The following is a 23,784-nucleotide window of genomic DNA, read 5'->3' as shown; positions in this document are numbered from 1 at the left end:
TTCCCATTCGGGGCGGCCCACCCACTCCCCCGCGGGCCGGGTGGCCCTAACACCATAACCGCCGGGGGGCGGGGCGCCCCCCCCCAACTCGGCGGCGGCCCCCGACGCATCTGTCCTTACAGGCCCAGATCGCGGCCGATCAGTTCCTTCATGATCTCGTTGGAGCCCGCCCAGATCTTGGTGACCCTGGCGTCCATCCACGCACGGGCAACACGGTATTCGCGCATGTAGCCGTAGCCGCCGTGCAGCTGCACGCACGCGTCGAGCACATCGTTCTGCACCTGCGCCGACCACCACTTGGCCTTCGCGGCGTCGACCGCGGACAGCTCACCGGCCGCGTGTGCGGCAATGCCCTGGTCGACGAACGCCTGTGTCACTTCGATTTTGGTGACCAGTTCGGCGAAAAGGAACTTGTTGTACTGGAAGCTGCCGATCTGCTGCCCGAAAGCCTTGCGCTCCTTGGCGTACTGCAGCGTCTCGTCCAGAATCGCCGCGGCATGCGCGAGATTGGAGACCGCGGCGCCGATGCGCTCCTGCGGCAGGCGCTCCATCATCGCGATGAAACCGCGGTCGACCTCGCCGATCCGGTTGGCGTCGGGGACGCGCACATTGTCGAAGAACAGTTCGGCGGTGTCGGATTCGGGCTGGCCCACCTTGTCGAGCTTGCGCCCGCGCGTGAAACCCTCCATGCCGTTCTCGATGGCGAACAGCGTGATGCCCTTGGCCTTCTTCTCCGGGCTGGTGCGGGCGGCCACGATCACCAGGTCGGCATTGAAACCGTTGGTGATGAACGTCTTCGAGCCGTTGACGATCCAGTCGTCACCGTCGCGCACGGCGGTGGTCTTCAGCGCGGCCAGGTCCGAACCGCCCGACGGCTCGGTCATGCCGATGGCCGTGATGATCTCGCCCGTGCAGAATTTCGGTAGCCAGCGCTGCTTCTGCTCGTCGGTGGTGAGCTCGACCAGGTACGGCGCGCACACGTCGTAGTGGATGCCGAACGAGGACGCCAGCGCCGCGCTCGCCTTGGACAGCTCCTCGGCGAACACCGCGTTGAACCGGTAGTCGCCCGCGTCGCTGCCACCGAACTCCTCGGGCACACCGAGGCCGAGGTAGCCCAGTTCGCCTGCCGCGAGCCAGGTTTGCCGGTCGATCGCGCGCTCTTCGGCGAACTTCTCGGCCTTCGGCTCGATCGAACGCTTGACGAACTCGGCGACCGACGCGCGGAAGGCGTCGTGGTCCTCGGTGTAGATGGAGCGCTTCATGATGTCCTTTCGCTGACTTACTGTTCGGGCCGTTCGCCCAGCAGAACCAATGACGCCCGGACAACTCTGGCCGCGTCGGGTTCCTCACCGCTGATGACATCGGTGTAGATGAAGGTTTCGGTGATCCGCACCAGCAGCAGTGCCAGCTCCGGCACCGGTAGCAGCGGATCGAGCTGTTGTGCCGAAATCTCTTCGGCGAGTAGGTCTTCCACGATCGAGACGATGCGATGCTGCACCGAGCCCGCGCGGGTGGTGAGCAACCGCAGCGCCCGCTCCGGCTCGCGGAGCAGGAACTGGCGGAAGGCATCGGAGGTGTTGGTGGCATGGGCGAAATCGCCGAGGATCGATGCGATGCGGTGCGCGCCGTGACCGGATGTGGCGGCGGCCGCGCGACGCAGGGTCGGCTCGGCGATCGACCAGATCACCTCGGCCAGCAGCTCGTCGCGCCCGCCGACCCACCGGAACAGCGTCGCCCGGTTCACCCCGAGCGCGACGGCCAGTTCCTTCATCTCGAGTCGGTGCCCGGCCAGGAACGCGCCCCTGGCGGCCCGGAACGCGCTCGCGGCATCGGGGCGCGCCGCCTCATGGAACTCCCACGCCGTCTGCTCGATCACGTCACCTCCATGCACGGTTCCTACAGTGTATGAATCATGCAACGTCTGTCAATGTGTTGCACTCGGGAGACATAAAGGGGCACAAAAAAACTCCCCGGTCACCATGACCGAGGAGTTCTCGCTGTAGCCCCGACGGGATTCGAACCCGCGCTACCGCCTTGAGAGGGCGGCGTCCTAGGCCGCTAGACGACGGGGCCAGAACAACAGCTCACCTGCGTGAGCCGCGCGGACATACGATAGCCGACTACCCGGTGTTCGACCAAAACGGCTGGTACCGGCCGCGGGCTCTGGTTGCTAGTGGGCGGTTTGCGGCGACCGCGCTGCTTCCAACGCCGCGCGGACGACCGGGGCGCCGTGTTCGACGAATTCGCTGATGGGTGCGGCGAGAGCATCAGGGAGCACGTCGGTGTGCCATACGAATCGTGTCTTGCCGTCTGGTGTCGGGACGGCCTGCATGGAGGCGTTGTGGTGGGAAGGGTGCAGGCTGCCTCCGACCGCGGTGTACGCGATGCGCTTGGTGGCCGGGTCGAGATCGACGAGTCGTTCGGCGACGACGGTGCCGTTGGCGAAGGTGACGATGCGGGTGTCGGCGTCGAGCCGGGTGTCGGTGACGAAGCCAGGAGCGAGTCGTTCGTGTACGGCACCGAAATCGCACAGGACGTCCCAGACCTGTTCCGGTGTGGCGTCGACGAGGAATTCTTTGTGCACAGATGCCATGGAGTCAGCATGGAGTTCGGGCAGGCATCGGGTCTTGAAGATTCTTGCGGCCGTTTGTGTCACAGTCCGGGCGTACGGTCGAAGTATGTTGTGCGCAGTACCGCTGGCCGCTCGACCGGATTTCACGGTGACCGCGGTGACCTGCCACGACGACCATGCTCGCTGGTCGGCGCCGGAGGCCCGCGACGACCACCGCATCGTGCTGGTGCGGCGGGGCAGGTTCCGGCGACGAGCCGACGGGGTCGACGCCGACCTCGATCCCACCGTCGGCTATCTGGGCAGGCCGGGGGAGGAAGAACGGTTCGCCCATCCCGCGGGCGGCGATGTCTGCACCTCGGTGAGCGTCGCGCCCGAGTTCTGGGCGGGTCGCGCTTCGGCGGGCTCGGTGTACATCGACGCGCGCGTCGAGCTGGCACACCGCCGTCTGCTCGGCACTGCCGCGGGCGGCGACATCGACTATGCCCTGACCGAGGAGTTGCTGCGTCTCGTCGTCGCCGCCACCGGTCGGCCCGCCCCGCCCGCGCATCCCGGGGAGCGGGCGTTGGTGGCAGCGGCTCGGGAGGCGATTCGCACCGGCGACTCCGAGGCCGCGGGGCTGCGGTCGCTGGCCGCGCTGCTGAACGTCTCGCCGTATCGGCTGAGCCGGGTGTTCTCCCGGCACATGGGCGTCTCGGTGACCCACTACCGCAACCGGATTCGCGTCGGCCACGCCGTCAGCAGGCTCAGCGCCGGCGAAACCGGACTCGCCGCGCTGGCCGCCGACCTCGGCTTCGCCGACCAATCCCACCTGACTCGCACGATCCGCGAGCACCTCGGTCACACGCCGGCCGTATTGCGCCGACTGCTCGTCGAGTGACCGGTCGACGGCGCGGGCAGGAGTGTCAGAGGACCCAGAATTGTGCGGCATCGTCGTCGCCGGTCGCGATGCTGATGTTGTCGCGGTAGGCGACCGAATTGACCGGGCTGGTGTGACCGGTCAGGGGTGGGCGCTCCGGTTCGCCGGTGCTGACATTCCAGGTCCGGACCGTTTTGTCGCTGCTGCCGGAGGCCAGCCGGGTGCCGTCCGGGCTGAACGCGAGCGACAGGACCGCGTCGGTGTGCCCGGACAGTGTGCGGTCGGGTTCGCCGGTGCGCGCGTTCCATATCCGGATGGTCTTGTCGTTGCTGCCGGTGGCGAACACGCTGCCGTCCGGGCTGAAGGCCAGTGTCCGCACCCCACCGGTATGGCCGGTCAGCCGGGGCATCTCCAGCTCTCCGCTGTTCGCGTTCCACACTCGGATGGTTTTGTCGTCGCCGCCCGACACCACGGTGTTGCCGTCGGGGCTGAACGCCGCCGCGCGGACCTTCTCGGTGTGACCGGTGAGCCTGCGATCGAGTTGGCCGCTGTCGACATGCCAGAGCCGGACGTCCTTGTCGCAGGCGGCGGAGACGAGCCGGGTGCCGTCCGGGCTGAAGGCCACCGACGACACATAGTCGTCGTGGCCCTGCAAGGTCTTCAGCCATTCGCCGGTGCGGCCGTTCCAGACCCGGATGGTTCTGTCGTCGCCACCGGTAGCGAGCAAGGTGCCGTCCGGACTGAAGGCCACCGACCACACATAATCGGTGTGGCCTTCCATCGGCGCCCGCGCCGGTTCGCCGGTACGGGCGTTCCACAGCCGCACATCGTTGTCGGAGCTGCCGGTGGCGAGCAGGGTGCCGTCCGGACTCGACGCCACCGCGAGCACACGTCCGCCCTCGGTGAGCGGGTGCAGCGCGGGCCGGAAGAACACCGTCGGCTCGTCCTCGAACAGGGTGGGCAGTGTGAAGGCGGCGGTCGCGGCCATGACGGGAATCGCGATGGCGCCGCCGATCAGCAGCCTGCGCCGGGTTGTGCCCTTCGGCTTCGGTGCGAGCCCGTCGGCGATCGGGGCGGTACTGGGGTGCGCGAACTGAGGTGCGGTGACGACCGTCGGCGCCGCGGGCTGCACCGCTCGGGCGGCAGCCTCGGCGAAAGCCACACAATTCGGGTAGCGATCGGCGGGGTCCTTGGCCAGCACTGTGGCGAAGACGGTGCCGAGTTCGCCGGGCAGATCCGGGCGGATCCGGCGTGGATCCGGCGGTGCCTCGTAGAGGTGGGCCGCGATCATGGCCGCCTCATCCCGCCCGGCGAACGGATGTTGGCCGGTGAGCAGGTGGTAGAAGGTGCAGCCGAGGGAGTACTGATCGGCGCGATGGTCGGTCGGACGGCTCGAGAAGCGTTCGGGGGCAACATAAGCCAGCGTCGCCGACACTCCGGTGCTGGTGTGCGGTCCATCGAGCGCGCGGGCGATCCCGAAATCGGTGAGCAGCGCGCGTTCACCGTGCCTGGCGTCGTGGCCGAGGAGCAGGTTTGCCGACTTCACGTCCCGGTGCAGCACATGGCGGTGGTGTGCGAAGTCGAGTGCGTGCGCGGCGTCGGTGATCAATCGGACCGCGCGTTCGGGGGACAGACCTCTCGGAAAAGTCGCCATCAGTGCGGACAGGTCCCCGCCCTCGACGTAGCGGATCGCCAGCCACAGGGTGGGATCGCCCGGCGAGCTGCGATCTTCGACCGGAACGATATTGGGATGCTCCAAGCCCGCGGCGAGTTCGGCTTCGATATCGAAGGCGGCGCGCGCGGCCGGGTCGGCGGCAAGTGATTCGTTGAGGACCTTCAACGCGACCCGACGGCTCAACCGTGGATGTCGGGCCAGGTAGACCACGCCCATTCCACCGACGCCGAGAACTCTTTCGATGGTGTACCCGGCGAAAACCGCCCCCGCTTGCAGATGCAACTCCGTGCTCCCGTTACTCGACCGGCTGTCCTGCCACCCCATGAAACCTCGTGCAGCCCCGGCAAATCGGCATTACCGAGCACCATACCCGCCGAGAGAACACTGGTGTACATGGAAAATTTCCACACCTGCCGTGTGGTTGACCATCTCGTGCGGGCGGGGCACAGTGAGGCCATGACCAGCAAAGAGCTGCGTGGCGGGGTGGAGATGAGCAATCTCGACCAGCCACTGTTCGACGGGGCGGATGCGACCAAGCGAGATCTGGTCGACTATCTCGAGTTCGTGGGGGAGCGCCTGGTCGCGGTGTTGCGTGGGCGGGCGCTGTCGGTGGTGCGGGTGCGGCCAGGGCAGGAACCTTTTATGCAGAAGAACCTGCCGAAATACACCCCGGAATGGGTGCCGCGAGCGACGGTGTGGGCGGAGAGCTCGAATCGGGAGGTCACCTACGCGCTGGGTGACGATGTGCGCACACTGCTGTGGTTCGGGAATCAGCGGGCGGTGGAGTATCACCCGTTGTTGTTGCCGATCGACCACAGCGCGGGGCCGACGCATCTGGTGCTCGATCTGGATCCGTCACCGGGGCAGACGTTTCGCGATGCGGCCGCGGGCGCGCATCTGATCCGGGCGGCGCTCGAAGCGGATGGGCTTGCCGGTGCGGTGAAAACGAGTGGTGCCAAGGGATTACACGTTTTCGTGCCGATCGAAGCGGGCGTCGCCATCGAGGACGCCGCCGCCGCGACTCGCGCCATCGCCGCCAGAGCTGAGCGCATCGACCCCACCGTGGGCACCACGGCGTTCATTCGCGAAGACCGGGAGGGCAAGGTCTTTCTCGACTCGACACGGGCCGGTGGTGCGACGGTGATCGCCGCCTACAGTCCGCGTATTCGTCCGGGAGTTCCGGTGTCGTTTCCCTTGCGCTGGAACGACATCGACTCGGTGACGCCCGCCGACTTCACCTTGCGCACCGCTGCGGACCTTCTCGGCGACACCGATCCGTGGGCCACCGAAATGCCTGAACCACAGGCACTTCCGGCCGATCTGATTGCCGAGGGACACACGATTCCGATCGCCCGGGTTCAGGCCATGCACGAAGGTAAACGACGCGCCCGCGCCCGCCGCGCCGAGTGATACCGCAGTAGGGGATCGATTTCGGCCTGGTGGGGGAGGACCGGGCGCGGTGTCGAGTCATACCGTCGCGGTATGGCAGATAATTCCGGCATCGGCTGGGGCGTCCGAGTTCTCGCACTCGGTACGGCGCTCGGTGCCTTAGCGGCATGCACTTCCGGCCAGGACCCTCGATCGAGCGAAATGCAGTGTGTCGACCACGATTTCACCGTTGACGTGCCCGCAGTGGGTGCAGACCCGCAGCGGGTGACGGCTCAGATATGTCAAGCGGGGGAGTGGGAGTCGAACACCCCGGTGCAGGTACTGCTGCACGGCGGCGCCTACGACCACCGCTACTGGGATCTCCCCTTCCACCCCGACACGTATTCCTATGTCCGCCAAGCTGTTCGAGCCGGGTACGTGACGGTGAACATCGACCGGCTCGGCTACGGGCGCAGCAGCAGACCCGACGGCAAGGTCCTCGACTTCGACGCGGGTGCCGATGCGGTGCACAAGGTCGTCGGGCAGATCCGGGCCGGTGCGGTGGGGCCGGGTGCGCGCACCGTGGTGCTCAACGGGCATTCGATGGGTGGGATCGTCGCGGTGCGGGCGGCGGCGCTCGGGGATGTCGACGCGGTGATCGTCAGCGGAATCCCGCCCGAACCCGATGCCGGTCAGCCTGATGACGACGGACCCGACGATGACCGCAGTCGCTACCAATTCGTCTCGGCCGCAAAGGATCCTCGCTTCGCCGACAACCCGTGGAGCGCCGGCTATCTCACCACCGGACCGGGCACCCGCATGGAAGCCTTCCACTACCCCGGCACCTACGACCCCGCCATCCCGGCCGTCGAGGAACAAATAGCCGACACCCTCGCCATCGGCGAACTGCGCTCCGTACGACCGGACCCCGGCGCCACCGATGCGCCCGCACCCGCCGAATCCGAGGTCCCCACCGCCTACGTACTCGGCCGTCACGACACCATCGCCTGTCCCGCGGGCGACTGCACCATCGACCCCCGCGCGGCGACCGCCGACCGCATCATCGAATCCAGCGGCCACTCGATCAACGCCAGCTCCGGCGCCGCCGACTTCTACCGCTGGACCTTCGACTGGCTCCGCGGTCGCGGCATCGGCTGAGGACCAGGGCGCGACAGCCCACCGGCATCGTCGAATCCGACAGTGCCAGTGGGCTGTTCACCTGTTCGCGGGAGTTCAGCCACCCAGCGACGCCACGCCTGCCTGGGCGAACTTCTCGTCGAGGTCACCGCTCGGGGCGCCTGCCACGCCGATGCCTGCGATCGGGGCGTTGTTCGACTTCACCGGGGCGCCGCCGCCGAGGAAGAGGGTGCCGTCGATGTCGGCGAGGGTGGGGGCGGCTTCGAGACGCTTGGCGAGTTCGGTGGTGGGGGCGTTCCAGGAGACGGCGGTGAAGGCCTTCTGCTGGGCGGCGTCGTAGGACTGGGGGCCCGCGCCGTCGCCGCGCAGGGTGACGATGACATTGCCGTTGCGGTCGACGACCGCGACGCTCACGCGCTGGTTCTCCTTGGCGGCGGCGTCGAGGGCGGTCTGGGCGGCCTTGGTGGCGGCGGCGACGGTCAGGTGGGTGGACTGGGCCAGGTTGGCGTCGGCGGCGTTCACGACGACGGGGGTGCGGCTCGCCGGGTCCTGATCCTGGGCCTGGACGGTCACGACACCGACGACACCGGCGGCGACGACACCGGCCGTGGCGCCGGCGATGATGAGGCGGTTGCGGGTGGTGGACTTGGCGGTCATAGCTGCTCCTGGGTGGATCTCGGCCCGTCGGCGATCTGCCGTGGCCTGTTGATATCCATCCTGTTCGCTGCGCGGTCCCACCGAATCGACGTAGTGGCTGCACTCGGCGCACGAATCGATCGACCCCGGTGTCAACCGATCGGATGACCCGCCGCGAACATTCGGCGGGGAGAATGGGAGTTTGCCCAGGCCATCGGCCGGTTCTGGGCCGCCGACTCCGGAACCTGCGGCGATGAAGCGCCCGGCCGAGGCAAGATCGAGGTCGCCGGCCGAGACCGTGGCATCAGCCGACGAGGACGGCGGCACCCGCGAGACGCGAGACGACGGAGGTGGCAGATGGCGCAGTTGCTCGGGGAGGCGCGCGACGACTCGCGACTGCTCGCAGTCATCGTGCACAGTGCCTTCTATGTCCTGCTGGCCGCATCGCTGATGCGATGGCTGATCCGGCACAGCGAGACGCGCTCGACACCATTGATCGTCGTGCTCGCCCTGATCCTGGCGGTGCTGTACGCGTTCAGCGAATTGCGGCAGTCGCATCGGCTGGAATGGTTCGCGCTGCTGGTGCTGACCTGGTCCGTGCTGGTGGTGCTCGCGCCGAGTTTCGCCTGGTGTGCGGTGCCGCTGGTGTACACCGGGCTGCGGATTCTGTCGGTGCGGGCCGCGGTGATCCTGGTTGTCGTGCTCACCGCGCTGGTGGTGGTCAGTCAGGTGCGCATCGCCGGGTGGCTCGACCCGAACCTGGTGCTCGCCCCACCGGCTGTCGCGGCGGTGACCACGGCGCTGTTCGTCGGGATGCGTCGGCAGGCCGAACGGCAGACGGCCCTCATCGACGACCTCGTGCGCACCAGGGAGGAACTCGCCGCCACGGAGCGACGGGAGGGAACCCTGGCCGAACGCGAACGTCTCGCGATGGAAATCCACGACACCCTGGCCCAGGGGCTGTCGAGTCAGCGGATGCTGCTACAAGCCGCCGACCTGGTGTGGGACACCGATCCGGAACTCGCGCACACTCATGTGCGCTCTGCTGCCGAGATCGCCGACCGTGACCTCACCGAAGCCCGCCGCTTCGTCCACGACCTGGCTCCCGCCGACCTCGCCGCGAGCGGATCGCTGCCCGCCGCCCTGACCGCCATCGCCGAACGCGAGACCACCGACACGCTCACCGTGCGCTGCCATATAGAAGGCACACCGGGTCCGCTACCGCAGCGGACAGAGGCGACCCTGTTGCGGATCGCCCAGGGCGCGCTCGCCAACGTACGCGAACACGCGGCCGCCACCACCGCCACGATCACGCTGACCAGCCTCGACGACCAGATCGTCCTGGATATCGCCGACAACGGTCGCGGCTTCGCCCCCGACGCCCCGGCCGACCCGTCCGAACACCGCGGCCACGGCCTGCCCGCCATCCGCGCGCGCGTGCGCCAACTCGGCGGCACCTGCACCGTCGAGTCCGCACCGGGCGACGGCACCGTGCTCTCCGCCGCCATTCCGCTGGCCACCGACGCGAGGTCGACCACCGCCCCCTGACGTCCGCCAGTTGATCGCCCGTGGCCGCACCCGACTGCCGCGCGGCGACCGTCGCCGCGCGGCGACCGCCCATCTGATCCATGACGGCCGAGACCATCGCCGCCGCGAGCGGCAGCGCACTAACATCGGCACCTGTGACCACCCCCGTGCGCTTACTGATCTGCGACGATCACGCTGTCGTTCGCGCAGGCCTGCACGCGTTGCTGTCGAGCGCGCCCGACATCGAAGTCATCGGGGAAGCCGCCGACGGCCCGACCGCGGTCACGCTGGCCGCGAGCCTGCACCCCGACGTGGTCCTGATGGACCTGCAACTCGGCGGCGACATGGACGGCATCGAAGCAACCCGCCGCATCACCGCCGAGAACCCGGGCCCGCACGTTCTGGTCCTCACCACCTACGACACCGACGCCGACATCACCCGCGCGATCGAGGCGGGCGCCACCGGCTACCTCCTCAAGGCCGAACGTCCAGAGGAACTCTTCGCCGCCATCCACGCCGCCGCGAGCGGGCAGACCGCCTTGTCCGCGCCGGTCGCCGCCAAGATGATGGCCAAGATGCGCAACCCGGGCCCCACCCTCACCGCCCGCGAGCGCGACATCCTCGGCCAGCTCGCGCACGGTCTCGGCAACCGGGAGATCGCCCGCGCCCTACATATCAGCGAGGCAACGGTGAAAACGCATCTCGGCCGCATCTACGACAAACTCGGCGTCGACACCCGCGCGGCGGCGGTGGCGGTGGCCACCGAGCGGCGGCTACTCGCCTGAGGTGATTACGTGGGAATCAGCGTGGCGGCGCCGAAGGACACTCGGAAGCGCTCGCACCAGATGCTGACCGACTTCACCGTCGACAGATCGGTCCCCGCGGGCAGCTCGTAGTTCTGGTTCCCCTCGTTGCCTTTGAGCGAGCCGAGGTCGATGTGGTGGCCGTCGTCGAAGTTGTGCCAGTCGTCGGCGATCACCGGCTGATCGGTGAGCCAGACGTGCAGCGCGGGCCCGTCGGAGGTGTTCAGGTCGATGATCCGCAGCACGACAGTGCCCTCTGACGTGCGCTGGAGCTGCACGGTGCCCGAGGTGTCGTGTTCGTGCGAGAGGAAGGTGCCCCCGGCGATCACCGGCGGTGGCGCACCGTCCAGCGCGACGATCGGGGCCTCGTCGACGGTCACCGTGGTGAACAACCGCCACGGCTGGAACAGGTAGAGCCCGACGGTCACCGCCGCGACCATGCCGATGGCGATGACGGTGAACAGGGTCCGGCGAGTGCTCATATGCGCCTCCTTTCACCCATCATCCCCCGGCAGGGCAGGCAACGGGGTGCCCGAATTGTCGGGAGACGCTGTGACGGGGGTCTCTTAATGTTTATGAGCCCCGTCACATAAAGGCGCTTTAACGACAGTAATGTGATTACGGATTTATTACGGTCGACCTGCGATGAACACTGTTCCTTTGGACAATATCCGCTACAAACACCTTCGTAATCGGTACGTGATCTCAGCGCGCATTCCGGCTACATTCGATCACGGCTTGAACAACAACCGAGCCGAATCGAATCGAAGAACACCGGAAAGCCTGCTCCACGATTCGAGGATCCCCGACACGACTGAGGGGCAGGGACGCGGTAGTTTCCAACACCGCAGTCGGTGGGCGCAGACAGGAATGCTTATATGTCTTTCAATCGCAAGTTCACCACCCGTGCCCTTGGCCTTGCCGCTGTTGCCGGCGCGATGATCGCCGTTCCGGCCGGTCTGACCACCGCAACCGCCTCGGCGAACGACTGGGACGCAGTGGCGCAGTGCGAGAGCACAGGCAACTGGAACATCAACACCGGTAACGGCTACTACGGCGGCCTGCAGTTCTCGCAGAGCACCTGGGAAGCCTACGGTGGCACCGGCACCGCCGACAACGCCAGCCGTGAAGAGCAGATCCGCGTGGCCGAGAACGTGCTGGCCTCGCAGGGTCCCGGCGCCTGGCCGACCTGCAGCGCCTACCTGTAAAGAGCGCTGCCGACAGACTTTCCTTGTCGGGAAACGAATTACCCGCTATTCGATGCACACATCGAATAGCGGGTTTTTTCGTTGTCCAATGAATCCAATCGATAAACCGTGAGCGATGCGGCGAGCATGCGCGAATCCGTCGGATCGGCCGGGTCGAGGCCGGTGAGTTCGGCAATTCTGCGCAGTCGGTAGGTAAAGGTGTTCGGGTGCACGTGAATCAGTCGTGACGCTGTTTTGCGGTCGGCGCCGTGCACGAGATGCGCCTCGAGCGCGTCGATCAGGTGCGGACTCGTCAACAGCGGAATCACCCGCTGCGCCAGTCGTTCTCGGGCCGGGCCGGGACGGGTGAGCTGGTATTCGAGCAGTAGATCGTCGAGGCGATAGCAGCCGCCGGGCTTGCCGCGCAGGCGCGCCAGTTCGGTCAGTTCGGTCGCGTCCTTGACTGCGGCCGGAATGTTCTCGCGGTCGACTCCGGGGAATTCGGCCAGATACACCGGTACGCCGAACTGGGCGCCGAGACGGTCGGCGAGTTCGTCGAACTTCGCGCCGTCGAGGCAGTCGGTTTCGGAACTGTGACTCAGCAACGCGATGCCGTAAGCGCCGTCGAACGTGGCCGGGGTGGTGGTGCCGGTGAGTTCGTCGAGTGCGCGCTGCAAGACCCGGATCCGGCGCCTGGTCACCAGGTTGGCGGCGGTGCCGACGCGGGCAGGTTCGCTGAGGTGGACCGCGAGCACCGTGTACTGGTCGGTCAGGATCGTGTCGGCCCGCGCGGCGAGTTCCTCGGCGGGCAGCCCGCGCACCAGGGCCGAGCAGAGTTCGCGGCGCGCCTCGCGTTCGGCGTGGTAGATCGACTGTTCGACCTCGGTGTAGACCGACACCACGGTCATATTGATGTGGCGCAGCAGGTCGAGCAGGCGGCTGAAGACCACCACGAACTCCGCCATCTCCGCAGGCTCGGTCAGCGCGGCGGCCTCGGCGAGCACCGCCTGCGCCGAGCCGTGGATCGCGCTGATCAGCATCGGCAACGGCAGCCGGTCCTCGGCGTGCCGCTCGGCGACCGGGGCGACGAACGCCGCGACCTCGGCGTAGGTGAACTCCCGGTCGGCGGCGATCGCCTCGAGCACGGCGCGCCCACACGCGTAGATGGTGGGCAGGACCTCCGCGGCGAAGTGCCCCTCTGGCAGCTCGGCGGGCGCGGTGGTGCCGAGGCCCGCGGCGAGCATGCGCTCGGCGATCTGCGGCCAGCGGGTCAGCAGGCGAGCGGTGAGCGCGGGGACTGTGGAAACGGGGTGTTCAGCGAGCATGACTCGATTGTGTCCGACAACAGGCCCGAGTAGAACCTTCCGATCGAATCCGACCAGACCTTGGCTCCCGCGACAATCTCGTCCGGAGTTTCTCGTTGTCCGGTGCAGTGACAGCACTGTGGCCTGGGTCATAGATTCGCAGAGCGCGTCCGAGCTAGCTCGCTCGACGCCGATCTACGGAAGTGACTCCCCATGAATGCAACGTTGCATCCCCTTCGCCGTGCCCTGATCGGCATCGGCATCGCCGCGGTACTGACCGCGGCCTCCGGCCCAGCCGGTGCGACTCCCACGCTGGAACCGACGGTCGCCTCCATGGCCGAATACCTGAACGCGGGCACGGTGGCCGCCGCCGACGGCCGCACCCCCACCGCCATCGCCGACACCGGCAGCGCCTCGGGCAGCAGCTCGGGTTCGGCGGGCAGCCGCGCCTCCGACGCGATCGGCGAGGGCCCGGAAATGTCGTCCTACCTGGCCGCCTTCGCCTACGGCCTGCTCCACCCGGACGCGGCGCCGCCCGGCGCCAACCGCTGGGGCTGCAAGCCGTCGCCGCAGCACCCACGCCCGGTGGTGCTGCTACACGGCAGCTGGCTCAACGCCTATGACACGTTCTCCCACCTCTCACCGCGCCTGGCCGAGGCCGGACACTGCGTGTTCACCCTGAACTTCGGCAAATCCGGGCTGCTGGAGGCCGGTGGACTCGGCGCCGTGCTGCCGGGTCGCTACGGGGTGGGTCCGATGGTCGAATCGTCGCGTCAGGTCGCCGCCTTCATCGAGCGGGTCCGCGCCGCGACCGGTGCTGACCAGGTCGACATCGTCGGCCATTCCCAGGGCGGCACCATCGCCAACCACTATCTGAAGTTCGAGGGCGGCCAGGGCAAGGTCGGCAAGGTGGTGACTTTCGGCGCCACCCACCACGGCACCTCGCTGCTGGGTCTCGCCACGCTCGGCCGCATGATCAACAACGCTGGCATCGACATCATGGGCTTCTACCGGCCGGTCATCGGCGTGGCCAATGTCGAACAGGCCATCGGCTCGTCGTTCTACACCACCCTCAACGCCGCCGGTGACACGGTGCCCGGGGTCGACTACACCGTGGTCGGTTCCCGCTACGACGAGGTGATGAATCCCCTCGACCTCGGCTTCCTGAAGGCCGGACCCGGCGCGACCGTCGACAACGTCACCCTGCAGAACGGCTGCGAACAGGACATCTCTGACCACCTGACCATGATGTATTCGCCGCGAGCGACCTCGATCGCGCTGCGTGCTCTCGATCCGGAAGGTAGTCCCGCCTTGGCGTGCACGTTCAACCCCTGGTTCTTCGGAGGCGGCGGCAGTCTATGACCGACGTTGTTTTGCTCCCGCCGGACGACCCGTTCTACGCCACCCCGCCCGGCATCGACGCGCTCGCGCCGGGGACGGTGGTGCGCTCGCGACCGGTGGATGTCGCGTTGTTCGGGGTGGTGCGGCAGCGGATCACGGCATGGCAATTGCTCTATCGCACATGCGATCTCGACGGCACGCCGGAAGTCTCGATGACGACGGTGCTGCTGCCGTGGGGTGCGTCCGCGCGGTCCCGGCCGCTGGTGTCGTTCCAGTGCGCGATCGATGCTGTTGCACCGCAGTGTTTTCCGTCGTACGCGCTGCGCAGTGGCGCGTCGACGATCGGTTCGATCGCGCCGCTCGAGCTGCCGATCATCGCGATGGCCCTGGAGCAGGGGTGGGCGGTGTCGGTGCCCGACCACGAGGGATTCGGTGGCCGGTTCGGTGCGGCGCGCGAGCCCGGATACCGTGCGCTGGACGGGATTCGGGCCGCGTTGAGTTTCGCGCCGATGGCGCTGGCGTCGTCCACCGCCGTCGCCCTGTGGGGCTATTCGGGTGGCGGGTTGGCGACCGCATGGGCGGCGGAACTGGCCGAGGAGTACGCGCCGGAACTGAATATCGTCGGTGCGGCGGCAGGTTCACCGGTGGGTGACCCGGCCGCCGCGTTCGTGCGCCTCAACGGCGGCTGGTTCGCCGGGTTCCCGGCCGCCTTCGTGGCGGGATTGCGCCAGGCCTATCCCGAGCTCGGGCCGATGATCGACGAGCACCTCGACGCGCGGTATCGAGGGATGCTCGGTGAAGCCGAACAACGCAGTACCTTCGCGTTGCTGCTGCGGTTCGCCCGCCGCGATATCGCGCGTCACCTGCGCGGCGGAATGGGGGAGTTGCTCGCCGAACCGGTGCTGCGCCGCATTCTCGCCGACATCGAACCCGGCACCCGCGCACCCGCCGCACCGCTGCTCATCGTTCAGGGCGTGCACGACGAGGTGATCGCCGTCGCCGATATCGACGCCCACGTGCGGCGCTATCAGCGGGCCGGGGCGACGGTGCGATACCTGCGGGTGCGTCGCGGCTCGCACCTGCCGCTCGAATTCCTCATGGTGCCCGCGATTCTCGACTGGCTCAGCGATCGCTTCGCCGGAATGCCCGCACCGACCGGTACCTGCACCGTCACCTCCGTCGCCCGTTCGCCGCGGGCGCTGCGCACGCACTTCGCGTTCGTGCTGCTGGCGCTGCGCATGCTCGCCGGGATGCCGATCGGCGGCGCTTCACCGGAACGAACCGGCCTGGGTCACCGCGATACCGAACATGCGCACGTTGTCGATGATGCCTCGATCGTCGTCAAGTGTTGAGGTGGTGCACTCGCGAAGGTGGGTGGGCGGTCGTGCCTCAGCGGTAGCTGCCTTCGGTCCGGTGCGATCGGCGGCGTGGGTTTCGATCGAGTTCACAGGTCTGCCACATACCGATCGTCTCCGGGATTCGCTTCGATCGCGGCGAGGTAGGCGTCGAGGCGACGCCGCAATTCGCGCACGGCCAGCTCCTGCGCGGCGACCAGTTCGTCGACCGTCACGCCACCGGCCGGGTGAGCGTTCGGCCGGTACGCGCACAGATCACCGCGGTCCGCCTCGATCAGCATGCGCTGCGCCGCGTGTTCCTGCTTGTCGATGGCGGCGCCGCGTTGCCGGTTGCGGGTGTCCTCGTCGAGCCGATGCCGGGCGATAGCGGCGATCAGCGACTGCCGCCGCCGATCCGCCTTGTCGATCGCGGCATGGTCCGGCGCGTCGGTCACGCTCTCGCGATGCTTCGCCTCACCCTCGGCGAGCAGCAGCCGAGCCTGTGTGTCGAAAGCCTCGGCCGTGGATCGCAATCCGGCCCTGGCATGCGCACTGACCTGGAACACCATCGCCGCGGCGACAGCGAGCCGGTGCGCTGCGTCGTTGTTCGAAGGTGTCATTTCCGCGTTCCTCACTACCGGGCCGATTCGTGGCCGTCGAGAACATAGATGCGTCACGTCCCGGCAGCGGTTCGCCGCGAACCGATCCCCGCCCGCACGGCATCAGTGTCGGTGAGGGGTTTCACCGATGTCGACGCCATCACGCGCCGGCCTCGGTGAAGTACTACTGCCCCTGGGAGCGACGGCCGCGCCGACACTTGCCGGGTGGAACCGCAGGGGGGTTCCACCCGGTCGGGCGCGCCCTCCCAGGGCTTTCGGAGAACCCGGTTGCCGGACAAGCACTTCCGGCAACCGGGTTCGTCATCAGCTCAAACCGGCGACGATCGCGGCCCGCACCGGATCACCGGCGGGCAGACCCTTCGCCACCCGGCGCCACGCGTTGCGCCCGGCCGTGAGCGAGCAGCGCACCGCGTCGGTGACCGCGGCCGTGTGCGCGGCGCCGAGCGCGGCACCCGGCAGCAGCGAGATCTCGAGATCCTCCGCCATCGTGAGAGCCCTCGTGACGACCTGACCGGTGAGCGTGCCCTCGTCGTCGGCGTAGAGGACGACGAGCAGTTCGGCGCGTTCGCCACCGACACTCACCGCCACCCGCACGATGTCGCCCGCCGCGGCCCGAGCGCCGAAGGAGTGCACCGAGATTCGCGTTTGCTCCGCACCGGCGGGCGCTCGGGTGAACTCGATCCCCAATTCCCGGTCGAGCTGTTTCTGGACTGCGCTCTGTTTCTGGACTGCGCTCTGTTTCTGCACCGCGCCTTGTTTCTGCATCGCGCGCAGGGCGGTCGTGTCCGCTTCTGACGAGGCCGCGAGCGGTCGCACGGTCCAGCCGGGCACCGCCATCACCGCCCGGCGCGCACCGAGCTCGTCCGTGCCGCCGCGTAACAGCCGCTCGGCGATCCGCGCCCCGGCCGCCGCGGACTCCGCATCGACCTCGGACTCGGCGACGGCGAGCAGCACATCGATATCGACCGGCAGACTCAGCCGGTCCGCGTCATGATCCGGCACGCTCACGATGTCTCCTCGTTGTCCCGATCGCGGGCGTCGAGCTGTGCGCGCACGGCCTCGCGCAGCAACGGTGCGCCCGCCGCGCGTAATCGCTTGACCTTCTCCTGGCTGAACCGCAGGTCGCGTGCCACCTCACCGGTGGTCTGCACATCGGTGTAGCTGCCGTCCGGGGCGATCACGAAGGTCGCGCGGAGCACTGCCGCGATCTCCTCGTGGGTGATCGAGGCAAGGGCGTCACGCAGGACGGCGCGGTCGGCGAGCCGGTTCTCGGTATCGCCGCACCGGTGATCCTCCAGCACCAGCACGGCCGACTCGTAGTCGACCCGCTGGCCGGGGTGGCGCTTCTCGGCGGTGCGGCTGCGCCGATCCTGCAGTACCTGCCACTGAAGCTTCTTGAGCACCAGCGCTTTCCAGTGCCGGATCCGTTCGGGGGGCAGGGTCGCGGTGAGTGCCACCATCGTGTCCTGGGCGACGTCTTCGAAGTCGCTGCGCATGTCCGGGTCGATGCGTTCCACCACATACCGTGCCTTGGCGGCCGCGTAGGTCGACATGGTGATCAGGTCCGCGCCGAAGATGTGCTCGACGACGGCGGGGCGCAGGTGGGTGGGGACCTCGTTCCACGCGGTGCCGAGCCATCGGTCCAAGGGATCGGAATCCACCTGATACCCCCGCTCGACCCGCGACGGACACACCGTGGCCCGCACTATTGACGCCGTCGATCGTACCCGCGCCGCAGGTCGGTTCCGTGCCAGTGCGTGTCGCATCGCGGCGCCTCCTCCTCTGCGTCGATGGGCTCCTACACAGATGCGGTTCTCGCCCCGACCGGTTCGCGGGGAGTGTCAGGTGGGGCAGGCGGGGGAGGCGACCATGAACGAGAACGCGATCTGGCAGTACCAGGCCTTCTCGACCTTCCACTTCCCGCCCTCGTCGACGAAGTTCACGATGAGCGGATACGGCGGGCTGTTGTTGATCGAGGCGGTGCCGTCGGCGAGCATGCCGGGCGGTGCCGTTCGGGTACCCGTGATCGTGATCGCGACGGTGGCGCCGCCCTGGCGGGGCGCGTCGGCGACCCGGTTGGGCAGTTCGGGATCGCTCTCGATGCCCTGGACGAGCTCGAGCTTGTCCGCATTGGAGACCGAGGTGTCGAGCAGGCGCGTCATCAGCCGGCCGATCTCTTCGGCGCTCGGCAGCGGTGGTGGTGCGGAAATCGTTTGCGCGGCAACTGATGTCGGCGCGGGACTGGTTTCCTCGCCGGACGAACAGCTCGCCGTGATCGGGAGCGCGACGAGCAGAGCCGTCGCGATCGAGCTGCGTCGGGCGATGTGTCGTCTCGACAACGTGGTCCCCTGGGTAGAACGGTGAGTGCTGAGATGCCATCGTATCGGGGCATGGTCACGGAGGGTCGGGTGATATCCGGCGGGAGACGGGGGAGCGATGACGGTCGACACGACCGCCCAGCCGGATGACGCGCTGTCGAGCGACGACGCGGTACTGATCGAGCTCACCGGTGCGCCGCAACGGTGGCTCGCCCTGTGTCGCGATGCCGTGGCCGCCGGACCGGACGCCGCGAGCCGGCTGCTCGAGCACCGGCGGGAGACGGGTGTGCTGGCCCGGCAGTCCCTGGCCCGGTGGAAGGACCTCGCCGCCGACGACGATCTGCTCGAGGAGGAAGCCGAGGATCCCGACGCGCAGGGCCGCCGGATCACCGCGGACCTGTCCGCCGCGCGGGCGATGGCCGTGCTCGCGCAGGCACTGACCGGTGCGCTCGACACCGACGAGGCATGCGAGATGTTCCTCGATCACGCCGAACGCGCCGGTCTGATCTCGGTCGGCACCCAGTTGCTGCCCGCGGGCATTCCGATCACCAGCGACAACGCTCCGCTCGGCGACATCGTGCGACACCTGCTCGGCCAGGGCGGTCGGCCCGCGCGCGGATACGCCATCATGGCCGCGCTGGAGTTGGCCGGGCACCGGCTGCCCGTGGTGCGCAGCAGCCGGATCAGCGTGCTGTTCCTGAACTTCGGCGGTGGCGGCGAGGTGGGAGTGCTGCGCCTCGACCAGGTTCGTGGCGGGCCGAGCGGCCTGCATCCCGACCCGGCAAGGACGGGGTTCCTGCAGGCGGATCGCGAATTCACCGACAGTCTCGAAAATGCCTGGCAGATCAGCAGATTGGCGGCCACCGACGCCTGTGTGCTCTGGTCGGTGTCGACGTACGGCAGCGCACCGGCCAACGACATCAACGGTGCGTCGATGGGCGCGGCGATCGCGGTCGCCCTCGACGACCTCGCCCCACGTCACGCGGTGCTGCGCACGCTGCGTCCACGGCGACTCGACCCCGAATGCGCCGTGACCGCCGGGCTTTCGGGTGCGAACCTCACCGCGGTCGGCGGCTACGCGGGCAAACTCTCTGCGGCACAACGCTCGTCGCTGCGAGTGGTGGTGGCATCGGCGGCCTATCGCGAAGCCGCGAAGGAGGCGCCGCAGAATTACGCCGACCGGATCTCGGCCGCCCACACGGTCGCCGAGGCGATCGCGCGAACCCGCACGCGGGCGAACCTCGCGCTGTGGCTGGTGTCGGGCGCCGCCGTGCTGGCCGTGCTGCTCGCGGTGGTGTCGGTGACCAACCTCGTCCAGCTGCGGATCGAGAACGCGGCCGCGCGCGCGGAATCGAATTCGCGCCTGTTCGCCGGTGTCGCCCGCGGCGGCGGCAATCTCAATCCCGCACTGTCCCAACAGATCGCGCTCGCCGCCTACCGCACCGCCCCGACCGAGGAAGCACGTTCGGCGCTGTTGGAGAACACCGCGACGAACGCGCCGATCCGGATCAGTCCCGGCGTGGTCCTCGGCCGCGGAGTGATCTTCGACCCCGACGCCCCGCGCATCGCGACAACCGCGCAGGGCGATGTGATCGCGATCGGCGAAGGCGACGGCACCGTGGAACTGGTCCGGGTCACCGAGGCGGGCATCGACCGCTGGCCGCGCATCGATACCGGTAGCGGCCATATCCGCGGCCTCGCGATCAGCGATGATCACGAATTACTCGTTGTCGCAGGCGATCTTGGCTCAGCGGTGTGGAATATCGCCGACCCCGGCGCGCCGCGTCAGGTGGCCCAGCTTCCGCTCGCGGGCCGGTTGCCCGCCTCGGTCGCGTTGAGCTCCGAGCTCGTCGCCATCGGCACGCACAGCGCGACCGTGTCCGTCTGGCGTCTCGGCGACGATCCCGCGCGCCCGGTCCCGTTGCCCATGCTGACGGTCTCGGGACAGCGTGCCGAGGTCGCGCTGAGCGAGCGCACCCTGGCGGTGGCGGCGCCGTCGTTGTTCGGCGGAGTCTGGACGAGCACCGTGCGCGCCTGGAACACCGCGACCCTCGACCGCGATCAGACACCGGCGTTCGAACGTCGCGTCGAACGGCCCGGCGGTGCGGAGGCGCGATCGGTCGAGTTCAACGGCGACGGCACCGTGCTGGCCGTCGGCCTCAATCCCGGTGAGGTCGCGCGGTGGAAAGTCGGGCCGGCCACCTTCGAGCCGATGCCCGCCGTGACCAGGGGCGCTAACGAATACATCGACGTGTCACTGACCGCGGACGGCCGATCCGCGGTGATCGTCGGCGGCGATACCCGGGCCCGCATTCGCGAACTGGACCGGGGGGAGGAGGTGGTCACGCTCCCGATCGACATGGTCGCTCGTGCGCGCTTCCTGCGCGGCGGAAGATCGCTGGTGACAACGAGTTTCGACCACGCGGTGCATGTGTTCGACCTGCCCGGTCCGGTCGTGTCGACCAGCCCGCTCACGCTGTTCCGGTTTCCGCTCGACCAACCCGTCCTTCCGCAGGAGCTGTTCCCGCATCTGCGAGCACTGGCCAGAACGCCCTTCGCCACCGATCGGGCGCAGCTCGACGGCGACCCCGCCGGTCTTGTCGATGTCGTCGCGATCGCCCCGGACGCGACCAGGGCCGTGACCCGAACCGAATCCATCATCCAGGTGTGGGACATCGCCGACCCCGCGACACCGCGCCGCGTCGGCGCCCCGCTCAATGCCGCCGGCGTCGACATTCGCGCCATCACGTTCAGCCCCGACGGCAGCCTGGCCATCGGCCGCAGCCTGACCCAGACCGTCGACATCTACGACGTCACCGGCGAGCCCGCGCTGCGATCGAGTATTCGGTTCGGCCGCGGCTACCCGACCTCGCTCGGCTTCAGCCCGGACGGCCGCCGACTCGCGATCGGTAGTCACCGCACCGGCAATGTCAGTGTCTTCCCGACCACGCCCGGCGCGGCGGCGATCGCCGAACTGTCCGATCTGCAGACGCCGGGACAGACGATCTCGCTGGCGCTGAGTTCGCGCGGGCTCCTCGCGGTCGGCACCCTCACCGGCGCCTTCGTCTACGAGCTCGGCACGCCCGGCACCGCGCCCCGCCCCCTGCGCGCCCCCTCGGGTGCCAACGGCTCCGCCGGTTCGGTTGCCTTCGACCCCGATGGAACCCGGCTCGCCGTCGACGACATCGTCAGCGGCACCATCCTGCTCTGGGACTACAGCGACCCCACGAATCCCATCGCCTACGCCACCATCGCCCGCGGCCAGCGCCACCGCCAACCCACGATGCTGGCCTTCGCCGCGGACGGCGCCGTCCTCATCGAGTCCGCGGTCGACGGCACTCTGCGTCGATGGCGCACCGACGCCACCGCCGAGGCCGACCGCATCTGCGCCAGCGGCACCACCCCGATCACCCCCGAGGAGTGGGCCGACGCGCTGCCCGGGCACGCCTACGTGGACGCGTGCCCGGCTGATTGATCGCGCTCCTACGACAGCCGAATTCGTATTTATGTGTGACGATGTGTAGCGGGGCCCCTATTTTCTGGGGCAATGGAAATGTGGCCTTATCGGATGCCGCAATATTGCTCTCACGGATTTCTCAGAATTAATTAAGAATCGTCGGGTATCGCGCGAAAATGCCAGGTGGGAGCGGCATTGTGGTCGAATTGTTACCAGTGTCACTAATTCGGAAAAACCGTAACTCGTGGCGCTTTGCGCTCGATATGCCATTCGTAAGCCAGCTCCGGCTGGGCCTATGCGAGAAACAGAGGAATTACTATGATCCCCGTTATCATCGACACCGGTAGCGCCGCCCTGAACGGCCTCTTCGATACCTTCGGCGCCGCACTGCACGGTCTGGTCTCCACCCTGTGGACCGGTTCCTTCGGCGGCTGAATCAGCCCCATAGGTCGATGAAACGACCTGGTCCTCGCTCCGGCGGGTGACCGACGAGAAGGCCTCGCACCCGATGGGTGTGGGGCCTTCCCTCGTTCGTGGGTCAGTGGGTGTGGGGCGTGTGCGCGGGGCCCTGTTTCGGGCCGCACGGGTGGGAGGCGCGGTTGCCGATGTCGAGGACCTCCGGGCTCGCGTGGTCGACCTGCAGGGTGACGTGTTCGATGTGGTGGTCGTGGTCGAGCATGTGGGCGATGTCCTCGCGGACGGCGTGGCAGTCGTGGCCGGGCTCGACCAGGACGTGGGCCGACAGCGCGGGGGAGCCGGACGTGATCTCCCAGACGTGCAGATCGTGGATTCGGACCACGCCGTCGCGTGCGCGGATGTCGGTGTCGATCCGGTCCGGGTCGAGGTAGTCGGGCGCGGCCTCGAGGAAGATCCGGCTCGACGCCTTGATCAGCCCGATCCCGGCCTTGATCATCAGCGCCACCACGATCAGCGTGGCGACCACATCGGCCTGGACCCAGCCGGTGAGGATGATGACCAGGCCCGCGACGGCGGTCGCGATGAACGCGAACAGGTCGTTGAGGATGTGCTGGTAGGCGCCCTCGACATTGAGGCTGGTGCGATCGGCGCGACTGATCATCCAGGTGGCCAGCACGTTCACGGCGACGCCGACCAGCGCGGTGATCAGCACCAGCCAGCCGTGCACCTCCGGCGGCTCGAACAGTCTGCGGATCGCCTCGTAGCCGAGCCAGAGTGCGAGCAACAGCAGCGTCAGCCCGTTGGCCTGGGCCGACAGGATCTCGGCGCGTTTCCAGCCGAACGTCATCCGTCCGGTCGCCGGTCGGGCCGCGAGCCGGATCGCCCACAGTGCCAGCGCGATCGAGGCCGCGTCCGTGGTCATGTGCGCGGCGTCGGAGAGCAGTGCGAGCGAATCGGCGATGATGCCGACGATCACCTCGCCGATCAGGAAGGTGACGATCACCGCCAGCGCCCCGGCCAGCCAGCGCCGATCGCTGTCGGCCGAGACCTTGTGGTCGTGCCCGTGTCCTGCGCCCATCGCGTTTCCCCTCTTCTGCGGTCCGATCATCGGCAATCATATGCACACATCGCTATGTATGCAATTTGTTCTTGATCGATCCTGATCGTCGCTGGTCACCCGGTTTGTGGCTGCGTCGGATTCAAGCGTAGGCGCGGGGACGATGCGGTGGTGC

The 23,784-nt window shown here is 68.1% G+C and carries 20 protein-coding genes, 1 tRNA gene and 1 pseudogene; 9 read left to right on the top strand and 13 right to left on the bottom strand.

What is annotated here, in order from left to right; translation table 11 throughout:
• Positions 1–116: 116 nt before the first annotated feature.
• The 4 genes from ACFWUP_RS12675 to ACFWUP_RS12660 all read right to left on the bottom strand — a co-directional run bounded on the left by ACFWUP_RS12675 (position 117) and on the right by ACFWUP_RS12660 (position 2,593).
• A complete protein-coding gene (locus ACFWUP_RS12675) occupies positions 117–1,262 on the bottom strand; it encodes an acyl-CoA dehydrogenase family protein (RefSeq protein ID WP_379233650.1) in 1,146 nt (381 codons plus the stop codon).
• Positions 1,263–1,279: 17 nt separating this feature from the next.
• Positions 1,280–1,876 (bottom strand): QsdR family transcriptional regulator, encoded by a 597-nt coding sequence (locus ACFWUP_RS12670; RefSeq protein ID WP_379233648.1) that lies wholly within the window; start codon positions 1,874–1,876, stop codon positions 1,280–1,282.
• Between the two features lie 124 nt (positions 1,877–2,000).
• Positions 2,001–2,073 (bottom strand) — tRNA-Glu (locus tag ACFWUP_RS12665).
• A 97-nt stretch (positions 2,074–2,170) separates the two neighbouring features.
• Positions 2,171–2,593: an SRPBCC family protein gene (locus ACFWUP_RS12660; RefSeq protein ID WP_379233646.1), complete on the bottom strand. Its 423-nt coding sequence runs from the start codon at positions 2,591–2,593 to the stop codon at positions 2,171–2,173.
• 85 nt (positions 2,594–2,678) lie between these two features.
• On the opposite strand from ACFWUP_RS12660, the gene ACFWUP_RS12655 reads away from it, so the two are divergent.
• Positions 2,679–3,449 carry a helix-turn-helix domain-containing protein gene (locus tag ACFWUP_RS12655; protein WP_379233644.1) on the top strand — a complete coding sequence of 257 codons (771 nt, stop codon included), beginning with the start codon at positions 2,679–2,681 and terminating at the stop codon, positions 3,447–3,449.
• 25 nt (positions 3,450–3,474) lie between these two features.
• Here ACFWUP_RS12655 and ACFWUP_RS12650 read toward each other — a convergent pair whose 3' ends face one another.
• Positions 3,475–5,385, bottom strand: a complete 1,911-nt coding sequence (locus ACFWUP_RS12650; protein WP_379233642.1) for a WD40 repeat domain-containing serine/threonine protein kinase — start codon at positions 5,383–5,385, stop codon at positions 3,475–3,477.
• A gap of 174 nt (positions 5,386–5,559) precedes the next feature.
• Between ACFWUP_RS12650 and ACFWUP_RS12645 the strand changes: the two genes are divergently transcribed.
• Together ACFWUP_RS12645 and ACFWUP_RS12640 are read left to right on the top strand one after the other, a co-directional pair.
• A complete protein-coding gene (locus ACFWUP_RS12645; RefSeq protein ID WP_379233640.1) occupies positions 5,560–6,513 on the top strand; it encodes a DNA polymerase domain-containing protein in 954 nt (317 codons plus the stop codon).
• Between the two features lie 72 nt (positions 6,514–6,585).
• The gene (locus ACFWUP_RS12640) at positions 6,586–7,629 is read left to right on the top strand and encodes an alpha/beta hydrolase (protein ID WP_379233638.1); all 1,044 of its coding nucleotides are present in this window, start codon (positions 6,586–6,588) and stop codon (positions 7,627–7,629) included.
• Between the two features lie 75 nt (positions 7,630–7,704).
• Here the strand turns inward: ACFWUP_RS12640 and ACFWUP_RS12635 are convergent, their stop codons facing one another.
• Positions 7,705–8,265 carry a heme-binding protein gene (locus ACFWUP_RS12635; RefSeq protein WP_379233637.1) on the bottom strand — a complete coding sequence of 187 codons (561 nt, stop codon included), beginning with the start codon at positions 8,263–8,265 and terminating at the stop codon, positions 7,705–7,707.
• Positions 8,266–8,601: 336 nt separating this feature from the next.
• Here ACFWUP_RS12635 and ACFWUP_RS12630 point away from each other — a divergent pair, with 336 nt between their 5' ends.
• Together ACFWUP_RS12630 and ACFWUP_RS12625 are read left to right on the top strand one after the other, a co-directional pair.
• The gene (locus ACFWUP_RS12630) at positions 8,602–9,792 is read left to right on the top strand and encodes a sensor histidine kinase (protein ID WP_379233635.1); all 1,191 of its coding nucleotides are present in this window, start codon (positions 8,602–8,604) and stop codon (positions 9,790–9,792) included.
• A gap of 134 nt (positions 9,793–9,926) precedes the next feature.
• On the top strand, positions 9,927–10,556 hold the full coding sequence (locus tag ACFWUP_RS12625; protein WP_379233633.1) for a response regulator: 630 nt from the start codon (positions 9,927–9,929) through the stop codon (positions 10,554–10,556).
• A gap of 5 nt (positions 10,557–10,561) precedes the next feature.
• Here ACFWUP_RS12625 and ACFWUP_RS12620 read toward each other — a convergent pair whose 3' ends face one another.
• Positions 10,562–11,056 (bottom strand): DM13 domain-containing protein, encoded by a 495-nt coding sequence (locus ACFWUP_RS12620; protein ID WP_379233631.1) that lies wholly within the window; start codon positions 11,054–11,056, stop codon positions 10,562–10,564.
• A 396-nt stretch (positions 11,057–11,452) separates the two neighbouring features.
• Between ACFWUP_RS12620 and ACFWUP_RS12615 the strand changes: the two are divergent.
• A pseudogene (locus tag ACFWUP_RS12615) lies at positions 11,453–11,779 on the top strand (transglycosylase family protein); the annotation flags it as partial.
• Between the two features lie 41 nt (positions 11,780–11,820).
• Here the strand turns inward: ACFWUP_RS12615 and ACFWUP_RS12610 are convergent.
• Complete coding sequence (locus tag ACFWUP_RS12610; protein WP_379233629.1) at positions 11,821–13,086, bottom strand: PucR family transcriptional regulator; 1,266 nt, start codon at positions 13,084–13,086, stop codon at positions 11,821–11,823.
• A gap of 192 nt (positions 13,087–13,278) precedes the next feature.
• Between ACFWUP_RS12610 and ACFWUP_RS12605 the strand changes: the two genes are divergently transcribed.
• Together ACFWUP_RS12605 and ACFWUP_RS12600 are read left to right on the top strand one after the other, a co-directional pair.
• Entirely contained in the window at positions 13,279–14,427 is a 1,149-nt protein-coding gene (locus ACFWUP_RS12605; RefSeq protein ID WP_379233627.1) for an esterase/lipase family protein, read from the top strand.
• On the top strand, positions 14,424–15,758 hold the full coding sequence (locus tag ACFWUP_RS12600) for a lipase family protein (protein ID WP_379233625.1): 1,335 nt from the start codon (positions 14,424–14,426) through the stop codon (positions 15,756–15,758). Before ACFWUP_RS12605 ends, ACFWUP_RS12600 begins: the two co-directional genes overlap by 4 nt.
• A gap of 92 nt (positions 15,759–15,850) precedes the next feature.
• Here the strand turns inward: ACFWUP_RS12600 and ACFWUP_RS12595 are convergent, their stop codons facing one another.
• The 4 genes from ACFWUP_RS12595 to ACFWUP_RS12580 all read right to left on the bottom strand — a co-directional run bounded on the left by ACFWUP_RS12595 (position 15,851) and on the right by ACFWUP_RS12580 (position 18,699).
• Complete coding sequence (locus tag ACFWUP_RS12595) at positions 15,851–16,360, bottom strand: hypothetical protein (protein ID WP_379233623.1); 510 nt, start codon at positions 16,358–16,360, stop codon at positions 15,851–15,853.
• Between the two features lie 303 nt (positions 16,361–16,663).
• Entirely contained in the window at positions 16,664–17,368 is a 705-nt protein-coding gene (locus tag ACFWUP_RS12590) for a hypothetical protein (RefSeq protein ID WP_379233621.1), read from the bottom strand.
• Positions 17,365–18,021 (bottom strand): hypothetical protein, encoded by a 657-nt coding sequence (locus ACFWUP_RS12585; protein ID WP_379233619.1) that lies wholly within the window; start codon positions 18,019–18,021, stop codon positions 17,365–17,367. The genes ACFWUP_RS12590 and ACFWUP_RS12585 overlap by 4 nt, the downstream gene beginning before the upstream one ends.
• Before the next feature lie 180 nt (positions 18,022–18,201).
• Positions 18,202–18,699, bottom strand: coding sequence for a hypothetical protein (locus ACFWUP_RS12580; protein ID WP_379233617.1), 498 nt, complete (start codon positions 18,697–18,699; stop codon positions 18,202–18,204).
• A gap of 97 nt (positions 18,700–18,796) precedes the next feature.
• Here ACFWUP_RS12580 and ACFWUP_RS12575 point away from each other — a divergent pair, with 97 nt between their 5' ends.
• Positions 18,797–22,153: a WD40 repeat domain-containing protein gene (locus ACFWUP_RS12575; RefSeq protein ID WP_379233615.1), complete on the top strand. Its 3,357-nt coding sequence runs from the start codon at positions 18,797–18,799 to the stop codon at positions 22,151–22,153.
• Between the two features lie 520 nt (positions 22,154–22,673).
• On the opposite strand, the gene ACFWUP_RS12570 is transcribed toward ACFWUP_RS12575, so the two are convergent.
• A complete protein-coding gene (locus tag ACFWUP_RS12570) occupies positions 22,674–23,630 on the bottom strand; it encodes a cation diffusion facilitator family transporter (protein ID WP_379233613.1) in 957 nt (318 codons plus the stop codon).
• Positions 23,631–23,784 lie beyond the last annotated feature (154 nt).

This window comes from Nocardia sp. NPDC058658 (genome assembly GCF_042716665.1).
Classification (GTDB): Bacteria; Actinomycetota; Actinomycetes; order Mycobacteriales; family Mycobacteriaceae; genus Nocardia.
Note: the sequence above shows the minus strand (reverse complement) of the source record. Positions and strands in the feature narration are given on the sequence as shown.